We start from the raw sequence: 14,335 nt of genomic DNA, 5'->3' as shown, positions 1-14,335 counted from the left end.
ACCCGCGGCGGCTCACCGATCGCCCCGGCCCCTGCCTATGATCATCGAGGCCCGGGGAGGCCGGACGCCTGTCCGACGGCGTCGTATCGGGGGGGATCGAACATGGCCGGGACAACGAACGCCGACGCACCTTCACGGAGAAGAGGGATCGGCCGCGTGCTGATCGCGGGTGGTGCGGTCCTCGCCCTGATCGGCGCCACCACGGCCGGATGCCTCGCCTCCACGGGCCGCTTCCCCGGCGACTCCATGGACATCGCGTGGCAGACCCCGCCCGACGGCAACAAGTCGGAGCAGGGCAACGGTGCCTGGCTGGTCGGCGACCTCCTGGTGCGCAGCCGCTTCGACGCGGCAACCGCCTACGACGCCCGAACCGGCGAACAGGTCTGGGACCACCGTCCGCCCGGCCGCTCCCGGATCTGCGCCGCGGAGGCAGACGTCGACCGGTCCGTCCTGCTCGTCGTACGGGACGACGAGAACCGCCCTGCCTCGTCCCGGCGCGAGACCTGCACCGTCGTCACCGCGGTCGACATGGAGAACGGCCGCGAGATCTGGCGTACCCCGATCCCCACCGATACCGCCGCCGAGTCCGGTCGTCGCTTCGAGCGCAGTCTCATCGCCGCGGGAGGCGGTCTCGCCCTCGTCGCGGACCAGGGGCTGCGGGCCGTCGACGTACGCACCGGTGAGTCCCGCTGGACCGCGGCCGTCCCCGGGAACTGTGTCCCGGGCAAGGCCGCGCCGGCCGAGCGTCACGTCGCCGTCCTCCTCGCCTGCGGCGCCCCGGACAAGCCCCGGACCGACGGCGAGGTGCCCGAGGGGGCCGAACTGCACGCGGCCGCCTTCGCGCCGACCACCGGCGCCCTTCTGTGGTCCACCCCGCTCGGCGACCGCGAGCCGGTCCGATGGGACGAGCTGTCCTCCATCGTGTCGGCCGATCCGCTGGTCGTCTCGGCCTCGGGCGCCGGGGACAAGGCGTCCGGGGCCTACTACTCCTTCGACAAGGACGGCGTCCCCCGTCCGCGCATCGACTTCTCCGGCGACCACGGCCACCTCAACGACCGTCTACGCGTGGCAGTGGTGGACGACACCCGGCTCTACGCGTTGGCCGGCTACTACGTCAAAGGCGGCACCCGCCACCGTGCGGTCGCCTTCGACCTGACCACCGGTCGACAGGTCTGGAGGACCGATCTCGACGACCTGCCGGGCGTCGCCCTGCACCTCCAGGACGGCAAGGTCACGGTGATCGTCAAGGGCAGCGCCACATCGGCGGTACCGGACGAGGACCTCTACGTCCTTGACGCCGCCACCGGCAAGGAGCGGGACTCCCGCAGCTTCCACGACGCCGTGGCTCCGGCGGGCGAGGTCTTCGCATACGAGGACCTGCTCATCGTCGCCCGCCCGGGGGCGTCATCCGTGCCCGCCTTCACCGCGTACGCACGCGCGTGACCTGTTGAATGGGGTGTCCACCCCCCTCTCTTGACCGGAGACGAAGGAGACCCCGCACGTGATCGTGATCGCCCATCTCAGCGACGTCCATCTCGACGGTGACCGGCGCGCGGCCGAGCGCACCCGCGCCGTCATGGAGTATCTCGACGGCCTTCCGTACGACGTGGACGCCGTGCTCGTGAGCGGGGACATAGCCGACCACGCGGCGGACTCCGAGTACGAGGAGGCCGCGAAGCTGCTGCGCTCGCGCCACCCGCTGATCGTCTGCCCCGGCAACCACGACGAGCGGGCCGCCTTCCGCCGCGGCCTGCTGGGGGAGGCGTCCCCCTCCACCGAGCCCGTCGACCAGGTGCTGCGCGGCGAGGGCTTCGTACTCGCGGTCTGCGACTCGTCCGTGCCCGGCGAGCACCACGGATTCCTGGAGGAATCCACCCTGGCCTGGCTGGACGGCGTACTGACCGACACCCCGCGGGAGATCCCGGTCCTGGTCGCGTTCCATCACCCGCCGGTGCCGCTGCACACCCCGTACGTGGACGAGATCCGCCAGTTCGGGGAGGAGCGGCTCGCCGCCCTCGCCGAGCGCCACCCACACCTGACCGCATTCCTGTGCGGGCACGCGCACACCGCCGCGGCCACCACCTTCGCCGGCCGGCCCGTGCTGGTCGCGCCCGGGGTCGTCTCCACGCTCCGGCTGCCGTGGGAGCCGCGGACCGGGTCCGACGAGCACGTGCACCTCGACGAGCCGCCGGCCGTCGCCTTCCACGTGATCGGTGACGACGGCCGACTGACGACCCACTACAGGGTGGTCGCCGCCCGCCGATAGGCACGTCCGTCACGGGTCCGCACGAGCCGGCCCGAGGTGATCAGATACCGGCGCAACGCCGCGCAGTCCTCGTGGACGGTGCGCAGGGCGTCGTTCACCTCGGGCTCGGTGTACTCCCGGTCCGCCGCGAAGAGGGTTTCCGTGAGGTGGGCGAGCAACTGCTCGCGCCGGGCGACCTTGCGCGGGATCACGGTGAGCCGGCCGCCGGAGAAGAGGTCGGAGACGTCCCGGTGGGGCGGACGCGGGGCGTCGGACGATGACGGTCGATGCTCGGGGTTGTGAGACATGTCGGCGAGCTTCGCCCGCCCTCGCGTGTGAGGGCAACGCATTTTCCGCACCGGGGCGAACGGCGTGACCCGCGACGAGAAGTGACGGCTGCGGGAGGAGCGCGACGGCCCGTCCGTTCCCGGAACGCTCCGGGAACGGACGGGCCGGGGGTATCGGGCCGGGGGTCGATCGGGCCGCGGGTCGATCGGGAGGGTCAGGGACCGACGGTGATCTGCTGCGCCGGGTCGGTGGTGTCGGTCACCTTGTAGACCGCGTTGAAGATCGACGTGGTCGCGCTCGTCGGGCAGCCGAACCCGCCGGTGACGGTGACCGGTACGGAGACGTTCGTGAAGGTCAGGGTCGACGGAGAGCCGTTCGCCCAGGTACCGCCGGCGTTCGCCGGAGCGGTGGGGGCGGCGGTGACCGTACAGGAGGCGAGCCCGCTCGTCTGGACCACCAGACCGCCGACCGGCAGGCCCATGGTGGCGGTGATCGGGGAGCCGTTCTGCATCGACACGGTCCAGGCACCGCTGGTGGTGACGGTGGGCGTCACCCCCCACATGCTGGACGTGCAGGAGCTGTACGTCGGCGCCGAGATCGGCGAGGACACCGGCCCGGCCGGGTTGCTGTTGCCCGGGGCACCCGGCACGCTGCCGGTGGCGACGGAGGCCGTACAGGTGATGGTCACCGAACCGGCCTTGAAGGTGGCCTTCCCGCTGAGGGTGGCCTGGAACGCGTGCCCGGCCGGGGTGACGGTGGTCGACCCGGCCAGGGGTAAGGGGGCGGCGGAGGCGGTGACCGAGGCGAGCGTGATGGCTCCGGCGACGGCCGTCCCGAGGGCGAGCGCGGTGCGCGTACGGCTCATGGCTGTGCTCCTTGCGGATCGTGGTGCGGGGTGGGGGGAGGGGGTGCGGCCACGGCGGACTCCGCCTTCCCGGCACCGCGGGCGAACGGCTGCCAGGCGAACATCAGGCCGCCGCCGAGGATGCCGAGGAGCGTGCCGATCAGGAACCCGCCGAGGTTCGACAGGACCAGAGCGGCGGTGGCGATCAGGGTGGTGAGGACACCCGCGAGGGAACGCTGTGGGGGAGCGAACCAGGCGGTGAGCCCGAGCACGATCATCACGATGCCCATCAGGACGGACGGGATACCCGCCACCCCCTGCTGGAGCATGATCTTCAACGGTGCCAGCGGCAGGACACAGATCCATGACCCGGCCAGGATCGCGAACAGCCCGCCCCAGAAAGGTCTGCTGCGCCGCCACCGCTGCCAGCGCCGCCGTAGGCTCAGAAGCATTCCTTCTTGCCCTTGCTGACGTTCATGCTGAGCCCGGAGAGCTTGAAGGTGCCGGCGTTCGTCGCCCACGCCGTCTGCTGGAGGCCGGTGATGCTGACCGTGTCGGCCTGTTGGGCGAAGAGGTCCTGCATCCCCTGGGCCTCGGCCGGACCCTTGTCGAGCGTGGACGCGTCGCGCCCGATCTCGATGTTGCTGAAGACGGCGTCGCCCGAGAGCTGGGTGGCGTCGACGAAGAGGTTGGTCGCCTCGACCGGGGACTTCTTCCCGGCGGTGAGGTTGAGCGAGATGTCGCCGATCACCGGGAGCGAGGTGACCACGGACTGGCAGAGGCTGTGGAGCTTGGCCTCCCGGATGGCGGTGACGGCCACCGGGATCAGCTCCTGGCGGGCGTTGACGTCCACGCTTCCGTACTGGGCGAAGCCCTCGCCCTCCAGACTGCTCGCCGACACCTTGAACTGCTGTCCCGACACGGCGAACGAGGCGGCGAGCACGCCCTGCGCGAGGGCGATGCCGAGGCCGGCGGTCACGGCGACGGCGGGGACGGTCAGGACGGCGAACCGGCGCCAGCGGACGCGGCCGGAAGCATCGTCGGACGGGTCGGATAAATGGGGAGAACCGGTCATGAGAACGTCCCTTATTTCGGCTGTGCACCGTTGTTACCGACGAGTTGAATGTAAGAGTGCCAATGGGGGTTGGCAAGGTTGTGCGAGTGCACCCTTTGAGCCGACTCCTACTGCTCCGTACGCAGGAGTTCGGCGACCTCCGCATCCACCCGCCGGGCCATCGCCCGCGCGAACTCCGAGGTCACCACCTCGCCGGCCACCGGCCGCAGGGCGGCCACCGCCGCCGTGATGTGTTGAAGTTGCGTGGCCGAAAGCCGTTCCAGGCCCTCCTGACCTTCCGGGCCCGCCGCGTCGATCACATGGCGCCGGAAGAGCCCCACGAACCGGTCCGCGACCGCCGCGGCCTGCGCGTGTACGAACTCCCCGGCATCCAGGATCTCCGCGAGCGGCACGCCTTGGCGCACCAGCGTCAGCGTGGCCTCCAGCAGCCGGCGGTTCGGGTAGGTGACCAGGTCCCCGTCGATCGTCACGTAGCCGAGCTCGGCCGCCCGCCGGGTGTCCTCGGCGGTCGCGGTCGGTCCGAACAGCTCCCGCAACTCGCGCCGGGACAGCGTCACCGGCTCCTCCTGGACCCAGTCACGGGTCATCTCCCGTTCCAGGCCCAGCAGTTGGGACAGGCCGCCGCCTTCCTCCCACGCCTGCAGCAGTTCGGCGATGCCGTTGACCGTGTAGCCGCGGCCCAGCAGGTCGCTGATCAGGCGCAGCCGGGTCAGGTGATCGTCGGAGTACCAGGCGATGCGGCCCTCCCGGCGCGGCGGCGGCAGCAGCCCGCGCTCCTGGTAGTAGCGCAGGTTGCGCACCTTGACGCCGGCCGCCCGGGCCACGTCCTCGCGGCGGTAGCGCCCGCCACCGCCGCCCGTGTCACCGCCGCCCGTGTCGCCGTTCGCGCCGCCGTTCCCGTTCTCCACCTGGCTGCTCACGCGCCAGAGTGTAGGACGTACCGGCAGGTCACATGGCTCGCGGGCGATCCTGCTTGACCGCGCGCAGGACCACGAACTTCGGCTCGCTCGCGACGACTTCGCTGTTGCCGAAGAGCCGGCGCAGGTGGGTGTGGTAGCCCATGTGCCGGTTGGCGACGATCCACAGTTCGCCGCCCGGGCGCAGCACCTTGCGCGACTGCGCGAACATCCGCAGCGCCGTCGCGTCCGTCGTGGCCTGGTGCGAGTGGAAGGGCGGGTTGCTCAGCACCAGATCGACGGAGCCGGGGGAGAGCATCGCGACGCCGTCGCCGACGTGGAACTCGGCGGTGCGCCGACCCTCGCGGATGTTCGCCCGGTAGGTCTCCCGCGCCGAGGCGACCGCCTGGTAGGACTCGTCGGTGAACACGACCTCCGCGTCGGGGTCGTGAGCCTGGACGGCCGTGCCGACGACGCCGTTGCCGCAGCCCAGGTCCACGACCCGGGCACCGTCGGTGTTGGTCGGCAGGTTCTGCAGGAAGAAGCGGGTGCCGACGTCGAGCCGGTCGGCGCAGAAGATCCCGGCGTGGTTGACGACGGACAGGCCGGAGGCGGATCCGGCGTCCTCGTCCACCGTGTACGTCAGCGGCCACGGTCCGGCGGAGGTGGGGCGGGTCGCGCCGGGGGTGCCCGGCGTGCAGAAGATCAGCCGCGCCTTCTTCTCCGCGAGCGAGGTCTTCGTCGGGCCGAGGATCTTCTCGAAGAGGCGCAGCGTGGAGGTATGGATCTCCTTGACCATGCCGGTGCCGACGACGACGGTGCCCGCGTGGACGTGCGGCGCCAGCCGGTACAGCTGGTCCTCCAGCAGCGCCAGGCTCTTGGGCACGCGCACCAGCAGGACGTCGATCCGCTCGGGCGGCGGGTCCTGGGTGGTGAGCAGCGTCACCGTCGACTTGGCCGTTCCGATGCCGGCCCGGTCCAGGTTCGCGGCGGTGGCGGCGCGGGTGAGGGCGGAGTCGGTGATCTGCGTCGGGCGGTGCGCGGCGAGCGCCGTCGTCAGCGTCCCCCAGCGGTCCCCGAGCACGGTGATCCGGCCGGCGGCGGCGGCCAGGTCCACCGGTCCCCGCTCACCGGTGCCGGAGTCGAGGTGGCGCAGCAGGTACTCGTCCGCGGCGTCCCAGGCACGGAGCCGGTCGCGCGGGTCCTCGGGGAAGCGGGTGAGCTCGTAGGAGCCGAAGGGTGTGGTGAGGCGGTTCATATGGGCCCCAGGCTATCCGAGCCGGAGGCCCGACCCCGCATGCGCGGGGCCGGGTGGCGCGCTACTCGGGGAACTCGCCGGCCATGGCGGCCGCCATCCGCAGGTACGGACGGGCCTCGGCGGCCCGTCCCAGCCGCTCCAGGGTGCGACCGAGCATCAGCTGTGCGTAGTCCTCGACCGGCCAGCGCTCCAGGAGGGCGCGCAGCTCGCGCTCGGCGCGGGAGAGTTGGGCGGAGTGGTAATAGGCGCGGGCCAGCAGCAGCCGGGGCGCCAGTTGCTCGGGGGCCTCGGCCGCCAGTGTCTCCAGGATGCGGGCGGCCGTCGCGTACTCCTTCGCGTCGAAGAAGAGCTGGGCGCGCGCCCAGCGCTCGGCTGCCGTCCCGTGCTCGAAGTACGTCGTCGGCGCGTTCATCGCGTCCCTTCCGCCGTTCAGGTGGTCTGTCCGCTGCCTCCAACACGCCGTGGTCGTGGAACATTCCGCTCTCCACCGCCACCTCCCCGGGGCTAGGTTGTCCACATGAGCAATCTCGATCGCCAGCCCGCTCTTTCCGCCTGCGGCGGCCGCGGCTTCGTCGTGGCCGAACCGGTGCGCGAGCTCCTCAGCCCGCGCACGGTCAAGCTCGGGGAGTCCACCGAGGTCCGCCGACTCCTGCCGAACCTGGGCCGCCGCATGGTGGGCGCCTGGTGCTTCGTGGACCACTACGGCCCGGACGACATCGCCGACGAGCCCGGCATGCAGGTCGCGCCGCACCCGCACTCCGGGCTCCAGACGGTGAGCTGGCTGCACGAGGGAGAGGTGCTGCACCGCGACAGCGTCGGCAGCCTGGAGACGATCCGCCCCCGGGAACTGGGCCTGATGACCTCCGGCCGTGGCATCAGCCACTCGGAGGAGAGCCCCCGCCCGCACGCCCGCTTCCTGCACGGCGCCCAGCTGTGGGTGGCCCTGCCGGACGCCCACCGCGACGTGGAACCGCACTTCCAGCACCACGCGGACCTGCCGACGGTCACGGCCCCGGGGCTGACGGCGACGGTCATCCTGGGCACCCTGGACACGGCGACCTCGCCGGGCACGGCGTACAGCCCGATCGTGGGCGCGGACCTGACCCTGGCGGCGGGCACGGAAACCCGCCTCCCGCTGGACCCGGACTTCGAGTACGCGGTCCTGTCGATGTCGGGCGAGGCCCACGTGGACGACGTCCCGGTCCTCCCGGGCTCGATGCTCTACCTCGGCTGCGGCCGCACGGAACTCCCCCTGCGGGCGACCTCGGACGCGAGCCTGATGCTCCTGGGCGGCGAGCCGTTCGAGGAGGAGATCGTGATGTTCTGGAACTGGATCGGACGGTCACACGATGATATCGCGCAGGCCCGCGAAGACTGGATGAACGGGTCCCGTTTCGGCGAGGTCAAGGGCTACGACGGCCCTCCGATTCCGGCTCCCGAACTCCCGCCGACGCACCTGAAAGCCAGGGGAAGAGTGCGCTGACCTGCTGGTCTGTGTCGGGCGAGGGTCGGGTGCGGTGCTTGCTCCCGGCCCTCCGCTTTTGGCTTCGCAGGGGAGGCCGCCGGACTTGGTGCGAGAGCCTTCGACGCCGACGGTCGAGTCTCATGTGTTGCAGGCTGTCACCAAGTTTGGTCGAACGAATGCTGACCTTTTGCTGACTTTACTGACGAGTAGTTAGATCTGGCCGCCGGCTGGCCGAGTCCGGTTGCCTGCGAAGGGCAGTGTGCGTCGCCGCTGCGCCGTCGGCTCCTACGATCGTTCCCTCGGACCCGGCCAGGGCGTTCGATCCGTGGATGAAGCGTGAGTGGCGGAACTTGTGCGCAAGTGACAACGCCCTTGCCTGTCCCAGCCCCCTCCGCCAGGCTGTGACGGAACGTCGTGCGTGCGCCGGAGGCCTACGGATCCGAGGTGACTGGCTGCTCCAGGCCTGCCATGTAGTACCAGGTCGGGCGCCCCGACATCCGTGCCGTCGTCATCTCCAAGGACCGCATCACTATGCACGGCAAGCTCGCCAACATGGTGACGCTGACCGGCCTTTGTCCGCTCGGGGTCCTCTCCCCGCGGCGCCTCCCCGCTCCGGGGCGAGTTCACCGACATCGACTACTACTCACCGTGTGCAAGGCGTCCCGCAGTTAGCAGTCCAGGGCCGTCCCGTCGTGGGTAGACAGTTCGCTTTTCCGCTCCCTGCTGTCCGGCCGTGGCCTCGCGTTCCACCACGCACCGAGTCCGGTCAGTGAACTGCGGCTTCGCCCTCCGAGTATTCGCCGGACCGCTGCCCCGCGCCGTGGGTACAGGGCCAACGGGGGGATCCGCGGCCGGGGCGGCAGGCCAGTCGTAATCCCGTTGCCGTGCTCAGTCGCGCGGCATCCGTGCCTGCTTGCGGCCGAGGGCGGTGGTGGCGATGCCTGCGACGAGGAGCGGCAGGCCGAGCATGAGGACGGGCAGGCCGGGGCCGGGGAGGACGAACATCGCGGAGCCTGCCACGGTGACGACCGCGCCGATCGCGGTCAGTGCCATGCCGATTTGGTGTGTGCGCACGTGGGCTCCTTGGTGTGGATGTCGCGGTCAGCGAGAGCGAGCGGTCTGCGGGCCGGAGCCCGCGTCCGCGGCTGATCAGTATCCCCATCAGATCCGCGGGGAGTAGACGTAGGTCCGCCTCGAACCGGGTCCCGCAGGCCATGGCGTCCATGGCGTCCCACCACGAGTACTGCTTCGAGTACCGAGCCCCAAGTCGTCGTGCCCCGCCCCCTCGGTCGGAGCTGCGCGTGCTCGCCGACGGTCTGCGGCTGCGCATCCACCGTCAGGGGCGGGAGGCCGGGGTCGGCGCGATGCTGCTGGTGGAGCAGCGGGCCCGCCGTGCAGGAGATCCGGCTCGCCGCGACGCGGTACGGGGCCGGCTGACGCCTGCCCGGAGGAGACGTCGACAGGACCCCATACCCTTCGCAGCAAAAACGGTAGTGGGATGCGCTTCGGGCAGGGCCCGCCGGTGCAAGCCATCACGCTCACAGCCGGTCAACTGTGGATGAATCCCGGTCAATCCAGGGCGCTGTTTCCGGCCATGTGGTCGGATGTCCCCTTCTGCCGGATCCGGGGAGTGCGAGGCGCAGCATGGCAGCGACGACCGAAGAGCCCTTCAGGGCTCTCCTGGAAGCGGCACCGGACGCGATGGTCATCGTGGACGACGCCGGGGTGATCCGTCTGGTGAATGCACAGACCGAAGCCCTGTTCGGCTACCCCCGCGAGGAACTCCTGGGACACTCCATCGACGTCCTGGTGCCCGAGCGCTTCCGCGGCCAGCACCCCAGCCATCGGATCGGCTACGCAGCCAGCCGCCAGGTGCGCCCGATGGGAGCGGGCCTGGAGCTCTACGGGCTGCGCCGGGACGGGCGTGAGTTCCCCGTCGAGATCAGCCTGAGCCCGCTGGAGACGACCGAAGGCCTGCTGATCTCCGCGGCCGTACGGGACGTCAGCGAGCGCAGAGCCGCCGATGCGCGCTTCCGGGCCCTGCTGGAGTCGGCGCCCGACGCCATGGTGATCGTCGACGAGAGGGGCACCATCCAGCTGGTCAACGCCCAGACCGAGGCGCTCTTCGGCTACGCCCGAGAGGACCTGCTGGGGCGAGCCGTCGAGGTGCTCGTACCCCACCGGTTCCGCGGCCGCCACGCCGACTTCCGGCAGGGCTATTTCGTCGACCGGCAGGTCCGGCCGATGGGTGCGGGCCTGGAACTGCACGGGCTGCGCCGGGACGGGGGCGAGTTTCCGGTCGAGATCAGTCTCAGCCCCCTGGAGACCCCTGACGGTACCCTGGTCTCCGCGGCCATTCGCGACGTCACCGAACGCAAGGCCGCCGAGGAGACGCTCGCCCAGCTCTACGAGCAGCAGCGTCATGTCGCCCTCACCCTCCAGCGCAGTCTGATGGGTTCACCGCCCGACGTGCCGGGGATGTCGACGGCCAGTCGCTACTTCCCGGCCCGGCAGGGTGCCGGCGTGGGTGGTGACTGGTTCGACCTGATCCCCCTGGGCGGTGGTCGCGTCGGCGTCATGATCGGTGATGTGATGGGACGCGGCCTGGATGCCGCCGCTGTCATGGGGCAGCTGCGATCCGCCTCCCACGCCCTGGCCAAGACCGGGATGCCACCCTGGCAGCTGATGCGCGCCCTCGACGCCGTGGTGAGTGAACTCCCGGACCAGTTCGTCACCTGCTGCTACCTCGTCGTCGACGCCGACGCGGCCGAGGTCACCGTCTGTTCGGCCGGACACCTGCCCGTCCTGCTGGCCGGCCCCGGGGGCGAGGTGTCCCGGCTCCCGGCGGACGTGAGCGTTCCGCTCGGGGTCGGCGAGGTACCCCACCACGAGAGCCGGCACCGAGTCGCGCCCGGCTCCGTGCTGGCGATGTACACGGACGGACTGGTGGAGACCCCGGGAAGCGATATCGAAGGGCAGGTCGACGGGCTTGCCGCTGTGCTGGAGAAGAGCCTCGCGACGACCGGATCCCTGGAAGCCGCAGCCGACCGGCTGCTGGGCGAGCTCCTGCCGGACATCGACGACAACCCGGACGACGTCACCCTCCTGCTCGTGCGCATCCCGGAGATCCCGGCCACTTCGCGGACCGTGGTCCTGGACGCGGATCCGAGCAGCGTGGGTGAAGGCCGCCGGTTCCTGCGCTCCACACTGACCGCGTGGGGCAAGGACGACGAACAGCTGCGAGAGACGGCCTGTCTGCTGGTTTCCGAACTCCTCTCCAACGCGGTGCGCCACGGCCGCGGCCCTCTCCGACTCCGGCTGCGGCAGGCCGGACGGGAGCTGGGGGTCGAGGTCTGCGACGGGAGCCCGGTGCTTCCCCAGGCCCGCTTCGCCGCACCGGACGCGGAATCGGGCCGAGGCCTGCTCCTCGTGGACTCCATGGCCAGCTCCTGGGGCACCCTCCCGACAGCGGAGGGCAAGGCCGTCTGGTTTGCCCTGCCGTTGCCCACCCCACGTCGTTGACAGGGGGTCGCGGCCGCCAGATGTGCGCTCAGCACGGCCGGTACCGGTTCGCGAGCGCGTGCGTGCGTGCCGGTGATGTGGGGCACGGCTCCAGGCATCGTGGAGCCCGCGCCGGTCGTCCAGGGCCCGGTACCGAAGCCGCGGGTGGCCCGCTCGTGGTCTTCGGTACGTAACTGGCCGGACCCCCGAGGCTCGCCGGCTGTCGAACCTGACAGTGGCGAACAGCGGAGGACTTCGGGGATCTCCAGCCCGGTGACGACTACCGGCAGGTCAGGGGCGATGATCAGCAGCGGTGGCATATGGCCTGCGGTACTCCAGTGGAGTCGCCGACCCGATCCCTCGGGTTCGATGCGCGCCAGGGGCGTGGCGGTGATGGGATTGCTCGTGATGGCATGCAGGGTGTGGTCGAGGAACTCCATCTACTGCCTGATGCTGCCTCGGCACCGCAGCCTCGGCCCGAATCGCGCTCGGGGCCGCGCACGCCTGCGGATCGTCGAAGCCCGCAGCGGGCGGGCGTGGGAAAGGGAACGGAAGGGCGTCGAGCCCCAGTGGTCCGGCCGTCTGTGGCCCGAACAGGGATCCGGTGACGACTGAGACAGCCGCCTGCCGGCACCTCATACCGAACGCCGCACCCGATTGGATGAAGGGATCCCGCCGTGGCTCTCAGCGCGCGGTGGGGGAATGGCGTCGGCTGGGTGGAGTAGCCCGCGCCGGACATCCGTCCTGCTGGAGGGGGATAGGCAACCGGGGCCGGGCGTGGCCGCACCCTGGGGCGGCATCTCTCAAGGAAGCTGGGCGACTCGGCGTCCCGCGCTTCGATGCTCCCCACGCCGGAAGGAAAACCGCTATGCCCAAACGAGCCGCCCTCACCCAGCAAGCCGCTTGTTGCCTCGGTGGAGCTGCCCTTGTCCTTTCCCTGACCGGTGCGCATGCTGCGGCAGACCCGGCATCCGGCCGGCAAGGTGGCAGCGTACAAGTACCTTGCGACACAGCCGCCCTGATCTCCGCAATCCAGGCCGCGAACAGCAGCAACGACAGCAGGCTGAGCCTGGCTTCACAGTGCACCTACCATCTGCCAGGACGGACTGCCGGCCATCACCAAGCGGATCACCGTCCTGGGCAACGGCGCCACGATTCAGCGCGACCCGTCGGCATCCGGCCCGTTCCGGATCCTCGACGTGGCCAGTGGCGGGAACCTGGAAGTGCGCAAACTGACGGTCAAGGGCGGGAGCATCACCGGGCAGCCCGAGCTCGGTGGGGGAATTCTGGTCCAGGCCGGGGGGGCCGTCTGAAACTGGAACACAGCCGGGTGAGCCAGAACTCCTCCGAGCGCAACGGCGGAGGCGTGGCCGTACTCGGTACCGCCACCATCAACAACTCTGAACTGGCGGCCAACAAAGCCACGTTCGGGGCCGGTCTGGTTCAGTTCGGCAGCGCAGCCAAGACCACGATCAACAAGTCCGCGATCCGGTTCAACGTGGCGAGCTTCGAGGGAGGAGGCCTGGAGTTCGGCGAAGGCACCGCCGTCGTCCGAGACAGCCATGTCGATGACAACTCCGCGACGTCGGGTGACGGCGGTGGCGGCATCTACAGCGGCGCCGATCTGCAAATCACCGGCTCGACCATCGACTGCAATACCGCTGGTGTCATCTCGACCCAGCCAGGGGGCGGAGGCATCTACAACTACGGTCCGCTCCGGTTGGAGGACACTTCGGTCAGCAACAACACGGTGACCGGCGGTGCGGCCCAGGGCGGGGGAGTCTACAACCAGGGTGGGAACGTCACTCTGTCGAACACGCGGATCGCCGGAAACTCTGCCACCGTCGCTCCGGGAGGCGTGTGGACCGACACCCAGAGGGTGACCCGACGTTCCCGGATCATTGACAACACGCCGACCAACTGCCAGGGCAGTCGCTTCATTCCTTCAGGCTGCGTGAACTGACCGCGGCGCCGGCCCTGAACGCCGCAGCTACCCTTCAGGCCCCAGCTCGGCGTTCTGGTCGGTGCTGGGGCGGGGTGCCTGCTCGGCGCACATGCCGAGAGGCTGCGCGGGCCGGCTCGTCTGATGCTGGGCCGGGACGGTGCCGTACGCCTCCTCCTCACGGTGCCGGACCTGCTCCTGCCGGCGGCAGCAGCCTGCTCGCCGCCGACCAACGGCAGCCGCGCCGAGCCTCCAGGCCGCGCTGGCGACGATGAGGCGCCCCGGGGCGGAGGAGAGCGGGGCGATCCGCTGGAGTCTGTTCGGGATGATCGCCGCAGTCGGGATGTGGGACATCGACGCCCTCGGGGAGGGTGGCAGCCGCTACGCGGACGCCGCCCGCAGCCACGGCGCTCTGCGTATGCTCCAGATCAGCGCCCGCCGAATCCAAGATCGGCCAGATCGATTCTGCGGAAGCCGGCGGGCAGATCCTGCTCGGACTGCCCACACCGTGGCACGCACGGCAGCGGTGAATGGTCATCACGACCGTCCCCAGGCAAGCGTTTCAGGCCCTTCTGTGGCCGGTCGGGTGCTTTGGCGCCCCCACTGTCCCACGCCCCGCAGTCTGTATCGGTCTGTCGTCGCTCGACTACGAATGGTCCCAGCCCCAACCGGCGCGCTTCCCACGCTCCCGCGCTCGCCGGCAACGGCGCCGCGATGGCCCTTCTCCTCCGCAGCAGCGACGCCTCCCTCTGGAGCGCCGAGTTCAACGGCTCATGGGCCGGCGCCCAGAAAGTCTCCGATATCACCATGACGGAGACACC

At 70.5% G+C, this 14,335-nt stretch carries 14 protein-coding genes; 5 read left to right on the top strand and 9 right to left on the bottom strand.

Annotated features, from left to right (window positions below; genetic code table 11):
* The first annotated feature begins 156 nt into the window (after window positions 1–156).
* Together ACWG52_RS04990 and ACWG52_RS04985 are read left to right on the top strand one after the other, a co-directional pair.
* On the top strand, window positions 157–1,443 hold the full coding sequence (locus ACWG52_RS04990; protein WP_390167695.1) for an outer membrane protein assembly factor BamB family protein: 1,287 nt from the start codon (window positions 157–159) through the stop codon (window positions 1,441–1,443).
* A gap of 58 nt (window positions 1,444–1,501) precedes the next feature.
* A complete protein-coding gene (locus ACWG52_RS04985; RefSeq protein WP_389810064.1) occupies window positions 1,502–2,266 on the top strand; it encodes a metallophosphoesterase in 765 nt (254 codons plus the stop codon).
* Here the strand turns inward: ACWG52_RS04985 and ACWG52_RS04980 are convergent.
* The 7 genes from ACWG52_RS04980 to ACWG52_RS04950 all read right to left on the bottom strand — a co-directional run bounded on the left by ACWG52_RS04980 (window position 2,239) and on the right by ACWG52_RS04950 (window position 7,018).
* Entirely contained in the window at window positions 2,239–2,553 is a 315-nt protein-coding gene (locus ACWG52_RS04980; RefSeq protein WP_389810062.1) for a DUF2087 domain-containing protein, read from the bottom strand. The two genes, ACWG52_RS04985 and ACWG52_RS04980, sit on opposite strands and share 28 nt — an antisense overlap.
* A gap of 194 nt (window positions 2,554–2,747) precedes the next feature.
* A complete protein-coding gene (locus tag ACWG52_RS04975; protein WP_389810059.1) occupies window positions 2,748–3,398 on the bottom strand; it encodes a hypothetical protein in 651 nt (216 codons plus the stop codon).
* A complete protein-coding gene (locus tag ACWG52_RS04970) occupies window positions 3,395–3,829 on the bottom strand; it encodes a DUF6114 domain-containing protein (protein ID WP_389810056.1) in 435 nt (144 codons plus the stop codon). The genes ACWG52_RS04975 and ACWG52_RS04970 overlap by 4 nt, the downstream gene beginning before the upstream one ends.
* A complete protein-coding gene (locus ACWG52_RS04965) occupies window positions 3,820–4,452 on the bottom strand; it encodes a DUF6230 family protein (protein WP_389810053.1) in 633 nt (210 codons plus the stop codon). Before ACWG52_RS04965 ends, ACWG52_RS04970 begins: the two co-directional genes overlap by 10 nt.
* A 107-nt stretch (window positions 4,453–4,559) precedes the next feature.
* Complete coding sequence (locus ACWG52_RS04960; protein WP_453127929.1) at window positions 4,560–5,372, bottom strand: MerR family transcriptional regulator; 813 nt, start codon at window positions 5,370–5,372, stop codon at window positions 4,560–4,562.
* Window positions 5,373–5,400: 28 nt separating this feature from the next.
* Entirely contained in the window at window positions 5,401–6,606 is a 1,206-nt protein-coding gene (locus tag ACWG52_RS04955) for a methyltransferase (protein WP_266354564.1), read from the bottom strand.
* 61 nt (window positions 6,607–6,667) lie between these two features.
* Complete coding sequence (locus ACWG52_RS04950) at window positions 6,668–7,018, bottom strand: tetratricopeptide repeat protein (RefSeq protein ID WP_389810047.1); 351 nt, start codon at window positions 7,016–7,018, stop codon at window positions 6,668–6,670.
* Window positions 7,019–7,123: 105 nt separating this feature from the next.
* On the opposite strand from ACWG52_RS04950, the gene ACWG52_RS04945 reads away from it, so the two are divergent.
* Entirely contained in the window at window positions 7,124–8,089 is a 966-nt protein-coding gene (locus ACWG52_RS04945; RefSeq protein ID WP_390167699.1) for a pirin family protein, read from the top strand.
* An 870-nt stretch (window positions 8,090–8,959) separates the two neighbouring features.
* Here ACWG52_RS04945 and ACWG52_RS04940 read toward each other — a convergent pair.
* Window positions 8,960–9,145, bottom strand: coding sequence for a hypothetical protein (locus ACWG52_RS04940; RefSeq protein ID WP_389811169.1), 186 nt, complete (start codon window positions 9,143–9,145; stop codon window positions 8,960–8,962).
* Between the two features lie 570 nt (window positions 9,146–9,715).
* Here ACWG52_RS04940 and ACWG52_RS04935 point away from each other — a divergent pair.
* Entirely contained in the window at window positions 9,716–11,593 is a 1,878-nt protein-coding gene (locus ACWG52_RS04935; protein WP_389811172.1) for a PAS domain S-box protein, read from the top strand.
* A 1,309-nt stretch (window positions 11,594–12,902) separates the two neighbouring features.
* Entirely contained in the window at window positions 12,903–13,535 is a 633-nt protein-coding gene (locus ACWG52_RS04930; protein WP_453127925.1) for a hypothetical protein, read from the top strand.
* Window positions 13,536–13,562: 27 nt separating this feature from the next.
* Here ACWG52_RS04930 and ACWG52_RS04925 read toward each other — a convergent pair whose 3' ends face one another.
* Window positions 13,563–13,868, bottom strand: coding sequence for a hypothetical protein (locus ACWG52_RS04925; protein ID WP_389811181.1), 306 nt, complete (start codon window positions 13,866–13,868; stop codon window positions 13,563–13,565).
* Window positions 13,869–14,335 lie beyond the last annotated feature (467 nt).

It is taken from the genome of Streptomyces sp. CLCI03 (genome assembly GCF_053615355.1).
The sequence above is the reverse complement of the archived record's forward strand: the minus strand, read 5'-3'. Positions and strand labels throughout refer to the sequence as shown.

Excerpts from the sequence above, each read along its gene's own strand:
- ACWG52_RS04980 (WP_389810062.1), bottom strand. The coding sequence starts at position 2,553 with ATGTCTCACAACCCCGAGCATCGACCGTCATCGTCCGACGCCCCGCGT.
- ACWG52_RS04975 (WP_389810059.1), bottom strand. The coding sequence starts at position 3,398 with ATGAGCCGTACGCGCACCGCGCTCGCCCTCGGGACGGCCGTCGCCGGA.
- ACWG52_RS04970 (WP_389810056.1), bottom strand. The coding sequence starts at position 3,829 with ATGCTTCTGAGCCTACGGCGGCGCTGGCAGCGGTGGCGGCGCAGCAGA.
- ACWG52_RS04965 (WP_389810053.1), bottom strand. The coding sequence starts at position 4,452 with ATGACCGGTTCTCCCCATTTATCCGACCCGTCCGACGATGCTTCCGGC.
- ACWG52_RS04955 (WP_266354564.1), bottom strand. The coding sequence starts at position 6,606 with ATGAACCGCCTCACCACACCCTTCGGCTCCTACGAGCTCACCCGCTTC.
- ACWG52_RS04950 (WP_389810047.1), bottom strand. The coding sequence starts at position 7,018 with ATGAACGCGCCGACGACGTACTTCGAGCACGGGACGGCAGCCGAGCGC.
- ACWG52_RS04945 (WP_390167699.1), top strand. The coding sequence starts at position 7,124 with ATGAGCAATCTCGATCGCCAGCCCGCTCTTTCCGCCTGCGGCGGCCGC.
- ACWG52_RS04935 (WP_389811172.1), top strand. The coding sequence starts at position 9,716 with ATGGCAGCGACGACCGAAGAGCCCTTCAGGGCTCTCCTGGAAGCGGCA.
- ACWG52_RS04925 (WP_389811181.1), bottom strand. The coding sequence starts at position 13,868 with ATGTCCCACATCCCGACTGCGGCGATCATCCCGAACAGACTCCAGCGG.